This is a genomic window from Pseudomonas sp. FG-3G (assembly GCF_901007645.1).
Classification (GTDB): Bacteria; Pseudomonadota; Gammaproteobacteria; order Pseudomonadales; family Pseudomonadaceae; genus Aquipseudomonas; species Aquipseudomonas rhizophila.
In genome coordinates this window covers 76,945-90,986 of record NZ_CAAKGZ010000019.1, presented here as the reverse complement: position 1 = coordinate 90,986, position 14,042 = coordinate 76,945, and the positions used below count along the sequence as shown (strand labels likewise).

At 65.8% G+C, this 14,042-nt stretch carries 1 protein-coding gene; it reads left to right on the top strand.

The window, feature by feature from the left end:
• Positions 1-16 precede the first annotated feature (16 nt).
• Complete coding sequence (locus tag PSEUDOMOFG3G_RS09510; protein ID WP_139049749.1) at positions 17-13,960, top strand: non-ribosomal peptide synthase/polyketide synthase; 13,944 nt, start codon at positions 17-19, stop codon at positions 13,958-13,960.
• Positions 13,961-14,042: the final 82 nt, after the last annotated feature.

Genomic DNA, 14,042 nt, shown 5'->3' with positions numbered 1-14,042 from the left:
ACGCAGGATCCTTTTAATGACCAGCGAAAAAACCACCGGCAACCCGATCGAAGACATTTACCCGCTGTCGCCGCTGCAACAAGGGATGCTGTTCCACTCCCTGCTGCACGAAGACTCCGGTGTGTACCTGATGCAGGATCGCTACCGCATCGGCGGGGCCATTGATGAAGGCGCGTTCCTCGAATCCTGGCGCCAGGTGGTGGCGCTGCACCCTTCCCTGCGCGCCAGTTTCCAGTGGAAAAGCCAGAAGCAACCGGTGCAGGTGATCCATCGTCAGGTCAAGGTACCGCTGGACACCCTCGATTTGCGCGGGCTCGCCCCCCATGAGCAGGAAGCGCGGATCCGCACCCTGCTGGAAGACGAGCAGAAAGTCGGCTTCAACCTGTCCAAGCCACCGCTGATTCGCTTTCGACTGGTGCGCCTGGCTGACGAGTCCTACGAATTCATTCGCAGCTTCCACCACATCCTGATGGACGCCTGGTGCATTTCCCTGGTGACCGTGGACTTCCTCAAAGTCTACGAAGCACTGTGCAACGACCGCACGCCAGAGCTGAAAAGCCCTCGGCCGTTTCGCGATTACATCCAGTGGCTGCAACGCCAGGATGCGGGCAAGGCCGAGCAATTCTGGCGCGGCCAGTTGCAAGGGCTAAACGCGCCCACACCACTGACCGTGGACAACGGCGTGACCCGCGACCGCTACACCGATGCGGTGCTGGTGGACGACCAACTGATTCACCTGAACGAGCAGGAAACCCAGGCGCTGGCGGCGTTCTGCCGCAATCGGCGGATCACCCCGAACACGTTTTTCCAGGGCGTCTGGTCACTGCTGCTGTCGCGCTACAGCGGGCAACAGGACGTGGTCTTCGGCGTCACCGTGGCCGGGCGTCCGGCCGACCTGACCGGCGTCGCACAAATGATCGGCCTGTTCATCAACACCTTGCCACTGCGGGTGTCGGTGGACCCGAATGCCACGCTCGGCAATTGGCTGGGCGACCTGCAAAAGCTCAACGTCGACATGCGCGACTTCGAGCACACGCCGTTGACCGACATCCAGGGCTGGAGCGATTTCCCCCGGGGCGAGACCCTGTTCGACAGCATCCTGGTATTCGAAAACGCGCCCATCGACGAACAGATCCTCGAAGGCGGCTTCCAGTTCAGCCTCGAAGGTATGGACCACAGCGTGCACACCCACTACGGCTTGACCGTGGTGATCCTGCCGGGGGAACAGCTGGGCATCCGCGTGTCGTATGACCGCGAACGTTTCGAGGCCGCCACCGTGCAGCGCCTGCTGGGCCACATCGCCAGCCTGGTGCGCAGCATGCTCGCCGCCCCCGACGCGCCGTTGGCCAGCTTCGAACTGCTGGCCGCCGAGGAGCGCCAACAGTTGCTGGGCGAGTGGGCACTCAACCCCCATGAATTCCCGCTGGATCAAAGCTACGCCGAGCTGTTTGCCGCCCAGGTCGCCCAGCGCGGTGATCAGGTCGCTGCGATCTGCGCCGGTGAGTCGCTGACCTACGCCGAGCTGGACCTGCGTTCCACGCGCCTGGCCCATGCCCTGCGCGAGGCCGGTGCCGGGGCAGATCAACTGGTCGCGCTGGTGGCCCCTCGTGGCCCGGCGCTGTTGACCATGATGCTGGCCGTGTTCAAGGCGGGCGCAGCGATGCTGCCCCTTGAGGTCAATCACCCGCCCGAGCGCCTGCGGGAAATCCTCGGGCTGTCCCACGCGGCTCTGCTGGTGGCGAGCGAAGCCTGCAGCGGCCTGCTCGATCAACTGCTCAGCGGCCTCGACCGGGCGCCCGAGGCGCTGTTCGCCGAGGCCTGCTGGACGTCCGGCAACGACGCGCCTCTGCCGGTGCTCGCCGGTCCGGACAGCCTGGCCTACGTGCTGTTCACCTCCGGTTCGACCGGCACTCCGAAGGGTGTGATGATCGAACAGCGCGGCATGCTCAACAACATCTTCGGCAAAGTACCGGCCCTGGGTCTCAGCGCCGCCGACCGGATTCCCCAGACCGCCTCGGTGGCGTTCGACATTTCGGTGTGGCAGTTCCTCGCCGCGCCGGTGCTCGGTGCCACCGTGCACATTCTTCCGGATGAGGTCGCCCACGACCCGCAACGCCTGTTGCAAGTGCTCGCCAGCGAGCGCCTGAACGTGCTGGAAATCGTCCCGAGCCTGATGCGCACCTTGCTCGCACTGTGCCCATGCGATTTGCAACTGCCGGACCTGCGCTGGGTACTGCCCACCGGTGAAGCCCTGCCGCCGACCGTGGCCCGCGGCTGGTTCGCCCGGTTCCCCGACATTGCCTTGATGAACGCCTACGGGCCGGCCGAATGCGCCGACGACGTGGCCTTCCAACCGATTTTCGAAGCACCGGGGGCCGAAGTCAGCCACATGCCCATCGGCCAGCCGACCGCCAACAACCGCCTGTATGTGCTGGACGAAGCCCTGCGTCCGGTGCCGGTTGGCGTGGCCGGGGAAATTTGTGTCGGGGGCGTCGGCGTCGGCCGCGGCTATCTGCACGACCCGCAACGCACCGCTGACGCCTTTATCGACCATCCTCAACTCGAAGGTCGCCTGTACCGCACCGGTGACCTGGGGCGCTGGCGTGCAGACGGGGTGATCGAATACCTCGGCCGCCGCGACCAGCAGGTCAAACTGCGCGGGCACCGGATCGAGCTGACGGAAATCGAACACCGTCTCGCGCAGCACCCGAACGTGCGGGAAGCCGTGGTCCTGCTGCGGGAAAACACCGTCGGCGAAGCCTGGCTGGTGGCGTACTGGGCGGCCCATGACCAGGCCCTGGGCAGCGACGACCTGAGCGAGCACCTGCGCGCGCAACTGCCGCCGTACATGGTGCCGGCGGCCTTCGTCTGCCTGGACAAGCTGCCTCTGAACAACAACGGCAAGGTCGATCGCAAGGCCCTCGCCGCCCGTGAGCTGGACTGGCAGGCCGACACCCAGCACAGCATCGCCCCGCGCAACGCGCTGGAAACCAGCGTGGCGTCTGTCTGGGCCGAGGTCCTGGGGCGCGACACAGTGGGCGTGGAAGACAACTTCTTCACCCTCGGCGGGCATTCGCTGCTAGCGACCCAGATCGTTGCCCGCCTGCGCACCCAATTCAAGCTCGACCTGCCGTTGCGGGTGTTGTTCGAACAGCCGACCGTGGCCTTGCTGGCCGAAGCCATCGGCGCCCGCCAGGCCGAGGCCGCACCGCAGAGCAGCGCGCTCAACATGCACCAGGCCCGGCCACGCCCGACGCTGCTGCCGCTGTCGTTCTCGCAACAGCGCCTGTGGTTCATCGAACAACTGACGCCGGGCACCACCCTGTTCAACATCCCGTTCGCCCTGCACCTCAAGGGTGAACTCAACGTCCAGGCGCTGCACGCCAGCCTGAACGATCTGCTGGTGCGCCACGAAATCCTGCGTACCGGCATCCACAATAACAACGGCGTGCCCTGCCAGCGCATCAGCCCAGCGCTGGACATCTCGCTGCCCTTCGAAGACTTGTCGAGCCTGACCGCTACCGCGCGCGCCGGCGCGCAGTTCAATGCCTTGCAAGACACCTTCGAGCAACCGTTCGACCTGACCTGCCCTCCGTTGCTGCGGGCGCGCTTGCTGCGCCTGGCGCCGGACGAGCATGTGCTGGGCATCGCCCTGCATCACCTGGTCTCGGACGCCTGGTCAGCCACCATCGCCCTGCGCGAGCTGGCCCTGGGTTATGAAGCCCGTTGCAACGGCACTCCCGCCGACCTGCCGGCCCTGCCATTGCAATACGCTGACTTCGCCCTCTGGCAGCGCGAACACCTGCAAGGCGCGGAACTCAAGCGCCAACTCGATTACTGGACCACCACCCTGGACCGTCGCGACAGCGACGCCAGCCCGCTGCTGGCCTTGCCCACCGATCATCCTCGGCCGTCGGTGCAAAGCTACCGCGCCGGGATCGTGCAGCGTGAACTCAGCGCCGACCTCAGTGGTCGAGTGCAAGCCTTTGCCAGTCGCCTCGGCACCACGCCGTTCACCGTCCTGTTCGCCGGTTTTGCCGTGCTGATGCACCGTTTGAGCGGCGACGCCACGGTACTGGTCGGCACCCCGGTCACCCACCGGGAACAACCGGGCACCGAAGGTCTGCTGGGTATCTTGCTGAACAACCTGGCGATCCGCGCCGACTTCGAGCCGCAAGCCGACTTCACCGCCCTGGTCAAACAAGTGGCCGAACGTCTGCGCAGTGGCTTGCTGCATCAGGACCTGCCGTTCGAACAATTGGTCGACAGCCTGCAACTGCCGCGCAGCCTCAGCCATGCGCCGCTGTACCAGGTGATGGTCGCCCAGCAACTGGCCATGGAGTCGCGGTTGCGCTTCCCCGGGCTGGAATTCGAAGCCCTGGACACGCCGCTGCGGCACTCCGAATGCGACTTGGACTTGCACGTGCTGTGCCCGGCCAATGCGCCGATCCAGCTGGAGCTGATGTTCGCCCTCGACCTGTTCGTCGCCGACAGCGCCCGCCAGACTCTCGCGCGCCTGGAGCATCTGCTCGAACACATGCTCGCCGAGCCACAGCGCCCGGTCGCCGCCTTGCCGCTGCTAATGGACGCGGAGTGGCAACGCACCGTGGTCGAGTGGAACCGCACCGAGATGGCGGTGCCGACGCACCTGACCTTCGCCCAGTTGTTTGAACAACAGGCCGAGCGCACCCCGGAACGCGACGCCCTGTGTTTCGAAGGCCGCAGCCTGAGCTACGGCGAACTGAACCGGCGCGCCAACCAGGTAGCGCATTACCTGCGCAGCTGTGGTGTCGGTGCCAACCGCCCGGTGGCGCTGTGTGTCGAGCGTTCGCTGGAACTGCTGGTCGGCCTGCTGGGCATTCTCAAGTCCGGCGGCGCTTATGTACCGCTGGACCCGACCTACCCGGTGGATCGCCTGGCGTACATGCTTGAAGACGCGCAGCCGGCACTGTTCCTCGGCCAGCAGGGTTTGCTGGAACAGCTGGGCGCCGAACTGCCACGCTTGCGCCTGGACTGCGACGCAGCGCTGTTCGCCAACCAGCCGGACAGCAACCCTGCCCCGCTCGCCGGCCCGCAAGACCTGGCCTACATCATGTACACCTCCGGCTCGACCGGTAAGCCCAAGGGCACCCTGGTGACCAATGGCTCGGTGGTCAACCTGGCCTGGGCGCGCATCCATGGCTTGTATCGCCGCTACACCGACCAGCCGATGCGCACCAGCTTCAACTACTCGTTCGCCTTCGACAGCTCGGTGGCCGAGCTGATCCTGCTGCTCGACGGCCACAGCCTGTACCTGACCCCGGAAGACGTGCGCTACGACCCCGAGGCCTTGGCTGGGTTCTTCCGCAACACCCGTCTGGAAGCCTTCGAGTGCACCCCGGCACAGCTCAAGGCCTTGCTTGAAAGTGACGGCGTTCGTCGTGGCGAGGTGTACCTGCCGCGCTTCGTGCTGTTCGGTGGCGATGCGGTGGATGCGCAGCTATGGCAGCGCTTGCCGTCGATTGCCGGCAGCCGCTTCTTCAACACCTACGGCCCGACCGAATGCACGGTCGATGCAACCGGTTGCGCGGTGGATGACTTCCCGCTGCGGCCGATCATTGGCCGGCCGATCGCCAACGTGCGCACTTACGTGCTCGATGCATTCCTCAACCCGATGCCGGTGGGCGTCCCGGGGGAACTGCACATTGGCGGTGCGGGCGTGACCCTGGGCTATCTCAACCGTGCCGAGCAGACGGCGAAGGTGTTCATCGAAGACCCGTTCTCGTCGCAGCCCGGCGCGCGGATGTACAAGTCCGGCGATCTGGTGCGCTGGCTGCCCGACGGCCAGCTCGAATACCTGGGACGCATGGACCATCAAGTGAAGATTCGTGGCTTCCGCGTCGAACTGGGGGAAATTGAAACCCTGATCGGCGCCCAACCGGGCGTGCGCCAGGCCGTGGTATTGGCCCGTGAAGACGTGCCCGGCGACAAGCGCCTGGTGGCCTATGTGACCTGCGATCAGCAGGCCGATATTCACGCTTGGCGCAAAGCCATTGGCGCCGCCCTGCCCGACTACATGGTGCCCTCGGCATTCGTGCTGCTCGATGAGTTGCCGCTGACCGACAACGGCAAACTCAACCGCAAGGCTTTGCCGGCCCCGGACATCCAAGCCGCGCCAGACGCTCTGCAGCCACCGCGCAGCGCCGCCGAACAGCAACTGGCCGCCCTGTGGGCCGAGTTGCTGAACGTGCCGTCGTCGCAGATCGGCCGTGACAGCCACTTCTTCTACCTCGGCGGCCACTCGCTGCTGGCGGCGGCGCTGTTTGCCCGCCTGCGTCAACAGTTCGCCAGCGTGCCACCGTTGCGCTCGGTGTTCGAACACCCGACCCTGGAAGCCTTGGCCGCGCTGCTGGGCGATCCCCTGCAAGCCCCGGCGGCGACCTTCGCTGCACCGGCACGTCCGGCGCGCCTGCCGCTGTCGTTCGAACAGCAACGCTTGTGGTTCCTCGAACAATTGAGCGCCGGCGGTGGTGAATACAACGTGGTCAGCGCCGTGCAACTGGACGGCGAACTCAATGTCCAGGCCCTGCAAACGGCCCTGGACGGCGTGGTCCAGCGCCACGAGATTCTGCGCAGCCGCATCGTGCGCGATAGCGACGGTGAGTTGGCGCTGATCGTCGAACCGCAAGTCGCTATCACCCTGCAAGTCACGCCACTGCAGGCCGCCAGCGACGAGCAGTGGCAACAACTGACCGACGCGGCGATCCACGCGCAAACTGGCCGCCGTTTCGACCTCGCCGCCGAAGTGCCCGTGCGTGCCACACTGCTGCAACGCAGCGGCGGCGCCCAGTCGCTGCTGTTGCTCAGCCTGCACCACTGCGCCACCGATGACGCCTCCAGCCAGAACCTGCTGGATGAACTGCGACAGTTCTACACCGCCCAGTGCCAGGACACTCCGGCGGCACTCCCGGCGCTGGCGCTGCAATACCCCGATTATGCCCTCTGGCAACGCGAGCCCAGTCAACAGACCGCGTTCAGCAGCCAACTGGAATACTGGCGCAACCAACTGGAGGACGGCGACTACCTGCTGGACCTGCCGACCGAACAGGGCCGTCCGAACCAGCTCGCCCCAGCGGCCGGCGCAGTGCAACTGCAATTGCCGTCTGCCCTGGTGGCACGCCTGCGGCAGTTCGCCCAGCAACGCGGCGCCACGCTGTACATGCTCATGCTCGGTGCGGCGCAGTTGCTCTTGGGGCGCTACGCCAACCAGCGCGACGTACGGGTCGGCAGCCCGGTGGCCCAGCGTCCATTCGCCGAGCTGCAACCGCTGATCGGCTGCTTCGTCAACACCGTGGTCATGCGCGCCGATCTGGATCCGACGCTGGATTTCGAAGGTTTGCTGGGCCAGGTGCGCAACCGTGTGCTGGATGCCCAGCAGCATCAGGACGTGCCGTTCGACCAGGTCGTGGAGCACCTGAAACCTTCGCGCAGCCTCGGCCAGACGCCGCTGTTCCAAGTGCTGTTCGCCATGCAGAACGCCGATTCGTCGAGCCAGCCATGGCCGCAGTTGCAGGTCAGCGAACGGGCGGTGACCGCCCAGGCCACCAAGTACGACCTGAACTGGGAAGTGCACGACGGCGAGGTGCTGTCTGTGTTGCTGGAGTACCGCGCCGCGCTGTTCAGCGAAACCACGGCCCGGCGTTGGCTGGAACAATGGCAACAACTGCTGGAAACCATGCTCGAAGCACCACAGACCCGTCTCGGCGACTGGTCACCGTTGCCAGCGGTAGAACGTCAGCGTCAACTGGTCGAATGGAACGCCACCGAGCGCAACTACAGCGGCCCGACCGACCTGCACACCGCGCTCAGTCAACAAGCCGCCCTGAGCCCCAACGCCCCGGCATTGGTGTTCGAAGGCCAGCGCCTGAGCTATGCCGAGCTGGATCAACGGGCGCAAACCGTTGCCCGGGCCCTGCGTGCGGCCGGCGTGGGCAGCGACAGCATCGTGCCGCTGTGCATGGAGCGTTCGGTGGAAATGGTTGTGGCCTTGCTTGGCATCGTCCATGCCGGCGCCGCGTGGTTGCCGCTGGACCCGGAATTGCCGGCTGCACGCCTGGCGTTCCTGATCGAAGACGCCGATGCCAAGGTCACCTTGACCCAGGCGCAGTGGCTGGCGCGCCTGCCCGCCGGGCATCAGGCCTGGACCCTCGACACTCTGCCCCAGGCCCCAGCGTTCGAGCCGATCAGCGTCGAAGCTCACGACCTGGCCTACGTGCTCTACACCTCCGGTTCCACCGGCCAACCCAAAGGCGTGATGAACGAACACGGCGCCTTGATGAACCGCCTGCACTGGATGCAGGACGCCTTCCCGATTGGCCCGAACGACCGTGTTCTGCAAAAGACCCCGTACAGCTTCGACGTCTCGGTGTGGGAGTTCTTCTGGCCGCTGATCACCGGCGCGACCCTGGTGGTGGCGCGTCCGGACGGGCATCGCGACCCGGCCTACCTCAGCCAGTTGATCCAGCAGGAACAGGTCACCACCCTGCACTTCGTACCGTCGATGCTGCGGGCGTTTGTCGAAGAACCGAGCCTGGTCGACTGCCACAGCCTGCGTCAGGTGTTTGCCAGCGGTGAAGCACTGCCGGTGGATCTGGTGCGGCGCTTCATGGGCCAGCACCCGGCGGCCCTGGTCAACCTGTACGGCCCGACCGAAGCAGCCATCGACGTCTCGGTCTGGCGTTGCTCGGAGGGCGATGCAATCGTGCCGATCGGCAAGCCCATCGCCAACCTGCGCTTGTACATCCTCGACGAGGCTATGCAGCCGTTGCCGATTGGCAGCATCGGCGAGCTGTACATCGGTGGCGTCGGCGTGGCCCGTGGTTACTTGAAACGCCCGGACCTGACCGAGGAACGCTTCCTCACCAGTCCATTCATCGAAGGTGATCGCCTGTACCGCACCGGCGACCGTTGCCGCTTCCTGGCCGATGGCAACATCGAGTACCTGGGGCGGCTCGACCATCAGGTGAAATTGCGCGGCCAGCGCATTGAACTGGGGGAAATCGACGCTGCACTGCTCGCGCAGGCCGGTGTTCGCGATGCCGCCACCTTGTTGCTCGACCAACACCTGGTGAGTTTCTGGTGCGGAGACGCCGATGAGGCGACCCTGCGTGCCGAGTTGAGCGACAGCCTGCCCGCGCACATGCAGCCAAGCCTGTTCGTGCAGCTCGACAGCCTGCCGCTCAATAGCAACGGCAAGCTCGACCGCAAGGCATTGGCCACCACGCCGCTGCCACAGAGCCAAAGCGACCAGCCGCGCACAGCACCGCGCAACGCCACTGAAAGCGTACTCTGCGAACTGTTCGGCGAAGTGCTGGGTTGTTCACCAGTCGGCATCGAAGATCACTTCTTCCAACTCGGCGGCCACTCGTTGCTGGCTACCCGCCTGGTCAGCCGGGTCCGTGAGCGCCTTGGGGTTTCCCTGCCCTTGCCGCTGGTGTTCGCCCAACCGACGGTCGCGGCCCTGGCCGAGCATCTGCGCGCGGCCATGCCCGGTGAGTCGATCAGCGCAGAACCGCGCCCGGCGCAATTGCCCCTGGGTCTGGCCCAGCGCCGATTCTGGATGCTCAGTCGCCTGGTGCCGGAATCCCGCGAGTACCACATGCCGTTTGCCCTGACCTTGCGCGGTGAGCTGCAGGTCCAGGTCTTGCGCGAGGCCTTTGAGCAGCTCAGCCAGCGCCATCTGGTGCTGCGCAGCCGGATTGTCGAAGTCGACGGCGAGCCGCAATTGCTGATCGACGACCACGGACCGGCGCTCGCGGTCACTGACGTCGCGACCCAGGACTGGGCCTCGGCCTGCGCCAACGCCCAGGACGAACTGATGACAGCGTTCGACCTGGCCGCCGCCGCACCTTGGCGCGCGCATCTGCTGCAACGTCAGGGCAGCGACGAAAACCTGCTGCTGGTGTGCCTGCACCACAGTGCCACCGACGGTTGGGCCATGCAGTTGCTCATCGACGAACTGACCCAGGCCTACGCCGCCGGCCTCAACGGGCAGTCGCCGGCCTGGACGCCGCTGGAGATCGACTACGTCGATTTCGCCCTGTGGCAACAGCACCCGGACACCCAGGCCCGACGCAGTGACAGCCTGGACTATTGGAAAAACCACCTGGGCCAGGAAGACTACCAACTCGACCTGCCCATCGACCATCCGCGTGGCGCCGAAGCAGATCGTCGCGCCCGGCAACTGACCCTCCGTCTCGGCACCCAGCGCGCCGAAGCCATCCGTCAGTTCGCCCGTCAGCGCGGCACCACCACCTATGTGGTGCTCGCCACGGCCTTGAGCGCGCTGCTGGCGCGTTACAGCGGTCAACGGGAGATTCGCTTCGGCACCCCGGCGGACCAGCGTGATCAACCGCAAGCCCAGACACTGCTGGCCTGTCTGGTCAACACCCTGGTGATCCGCAGCGACGTCGACCAACGGGCTCCGGCCGAGCAATTGCTCACCAGCCTTGAGGTCGACCTGCGCGCAGCCCAGGCCCATGCCGACCTGCCCTTCGCCACCCTGGTCGGTGCTGTCGCGCAAAACCGCGACCTGAACCGTACACCGCTGTTCCAGGTGCTGTTCTCCCTCAACTATGGCCGGGTGGACAGCAGCCAATGGCCGGGGCTGAACCTCGAAGAGCAGATGCTGCCGGTGATCGACGCCAAGTTCGAACAGAGCTGGGAAGTCCAGGACGATGGCAGCGACATGACGCTGGCGCTGGAATACCAATCGGCCTTGTTCGACGAAACGACGATGCAACGCTGGAGCGCGCAGTGGTGTGCGCTGCTTGATGCCTTGGTGGCAACCCCTGGGCGCACGCTGGTCGAACTGTTCCCGCAACAGCAGGATCAGCAGCAACTGGATCGCTGGAACGCCACCGAACGTCACTACAGCGGCCCGACCAACCTGCACACCGCGCTCAGCCAACAAGCCGCCCTGAGCCCCAACGCCCCGGCATTGGTGTTCGAAGGCCAGCGCCTAAGCTATGCCGAACTGGACCAACGGGCGCAAACCGTTGCCCGGGCCCTGCGCGCCGCCGGTGTAGGCACCGACAGCATCGTGCCGCTGTGCATGGAGCGGTCGGTGGAGATGGTCGTGGCCTTGCTCGGCATCGTCCATGCTGGCGCCGCGTGGTTGCCGCTGGACCCGGAATTGCCGGCTGCACGCCTGGCGTTCCTGATTGAGGATGCCGATGCCAAGGTCACCTTGACCCAGGCGCAGTGGCTGTCGCGCCTGCCCGCCGGGCATCAGGCCTGGACCCTCGACGCCCTGCCCCAGGCCCCGGCGTTCGAGCCGATCAGCGTCGAAGCTCACGACCTGGCCTACGTGCTCTACACCTCCGGCTCCACCGGCCAACCCAAAGGCGTGATGAACGAACACGGCGCCTTGATGAACCGCCTGCACTGGATGCAGGACGCCTTCCCGATTGGCCCGAACGACCGTGTTCTGCAAAAGACCCCGTACAGCTTCGACGTGTCGGTGTGGGAGTTCTTCTGGCCGCTGATCACCGGCGCGACCCTGGTGGTCGCCCGTCCGGACGGGCATCGCGACCCGGCCTATCTCAGCCAGTTGATCCAGCAGGAACGGGTCACCACCCTGCACTTCGTCCCGTCGATGCTGCGGGCGTTTGTCGAAGAACCGAGCCTGGTCAACTGCCACAGCTTGCGCCAGGTGTTCGCCAGTGGTGAAGCACTGCCGGTGGATCTGGTGCGGCGTTTCATGGGCCAGCACCCGGCGGCCCTCGTCAACCTGTACGGCCCGACCGAAGCAGCCATCGACGTCTCGGTCTGGCGTTGCTCGGCCAACGACGTGATCGTGCCGATCGGCAAGCCCATCGCCAACCTGCGTTTGTACATCCTCGACGAGGCCATGCAACCGTTGCCGATTGGCAGCATCGGCGAGCTGTACATCGGTGGCGTCGGCGTGGCCCGGGGTTATCTGAAACGCCCGGACCTGACCGAGGAACGCTTCCTCGCCAGCCCATTCATCAAGGGTGACCGCCTGTACCGCACCGGCGACCGTTGCCGCTTCCTGGCCGATGGCAACATCGAGTACCTGGGGCGTCTCGACCATCAGGTGAAATTGCGCGGCCAGCGCATCGAGCTGGGGGAAATCGACTCAGCGCTGCTTAACCTGCCGGCCATCACCGGCGCCTGCACCCTGGTCATCGACAACCGCCTGGTGGCGTTCTACAGCAGTAGCACCGCGCAGTCGGATCTCGACACCCAGCTCGCGGCCGAACTGCCGGCGTACATGGTGCCGGCAGTGTGGGTGCAAATCCCGGCCCTGCCCCTAAGCACTAACGGCAAGATCGACCGCAAGGCCCTGGCCGCCCTGCCCCTGCCAAACACCCAGAAAGACTACGCGGCACCGCGCAACGAGCTGGAACGCCTGCTCTGCCAGTTGTTCGGCGAACTGCTCGGCGACACCTTGACCGGCGGCCGTGAAGTCGGCACCTCGGACAGTTTCTTTGCCCTGGGTGGTGACTCGATCCTCGGCCTGAAACTGATCTCGCGCCTGCGTGAACAGGGCTATTCGCTCACGCCACGGGACCTGTTCCGCTCGCCGACCCCGGCGGCGCTGGCCCACGTGACCACGACACTGTTGACCCAGGCCGAGCAAGGCGACGTGAGCGGGCCAATGCCGCTGATGCCGTTGCACCAGTGGTTCTTCGACCAGCAGCAGGTCCAGGCCGCCCACTGGAACCAATCGGTGCTGGCCGACAGCGACCGTCGCCTGGAACCGGCCATCGTGCAAGCCACGCTGGACCGGCTGGTGGCCCACCACGACGCCCTGCGCTTGCGTTTCAGCAACATCGACGGGCAATGGCAGGCGCACATCGCGCCGGTGGCCCCGGCCCAACTGACCCGCTGCGAACACCCGGAACAACTGCTGCACGTCGCGCAGAGCCTGGACCTGCAACACGGCCCGTTGTTTGCCGCAGCCCTATTGGAGGGCACGCCGCAGCGCCTGTACCTGGTGGCCCATCACCTGGTGGTCGATGCGGTGTCCTGGACGCCGCTGCTGGAAGACTTCCAACAGCTGTACCCCGCCCTGGAACGTGGCGAAAGCCCGGCGTTACCGGCAAAAACCACCTCGTATCGTCAATGGGCCGAGCACCTGCAAGCCCATGCCGCGAAGGCTGCTACCGAGCATCGCTACTGGAGTGCCCAGGTCGGCACGAACCGGCCGCCCATGGCCACGGTCGCCGAGCGCCAGACACTGGCGGCCCGCTGGGATGCCAGCCGCACGCAGCAATGGCTGACCGAGTCCCACGCGGCGTACCGCACGCAACCGGAAGAACTGCTGATCGCCGCCCTCGCCGCGACCCTGGCCGAAGTCGAACAGCGCAGCGATATCGTGGTGGACCTTGAGCGCCACGGACGTGACGCACCGTTTGCCGGGCTGGACGTCGGCCGCACCGTCGGCTGGTTCACCACGCTGTACCCACTGCGGGTGAACGCCCGCGGTGCCGCGGGCGAGCAGGTGCGCAACGCCAAGCAAGCCTTGCGTGACGTACCCGGCCAAGGCCTTGGCTACGGCTTGCTGCGTCAGCGCGGCGAGTTGCCGGCCAGCCACGGTGATGTGCTGTTCAACTACCTGGGGCATGAGCAAACGCCAGAGGGCTGGTTGCGCGCCAGCAGCCTGACCCCGCCGCCGGAGGTGGCCCCGGTGAACCGAGTGACCCATGCCCGTGAAGTGGTGGCCTGGCTGGAGGACGGCGTGTTGCGTGTCGAATGGCACAGCGTCACGCCGAACGCCGACAGCCGTTTGCCCGCTCGTCTGCTGGAACACTTGCAGGCGCTGGTCGAGCACTGCCTCGACCCGCAGGCCGGTTCGCTGATGCCAGCGGATTTCCCGCTGGCCAAGGCGCTGAACCAGAAGTCCCTGGACAAGCTGCTGGGCAAACTCAAGACCAAACCCAATTCCCAAAGCTAGCGAGCGACGCCGCGCCCGCGCAGGTCTCGGACCGGCGCGGCGCCCTGATCGACTCACTTGAGTTTTCAAGACTTTGAAATGG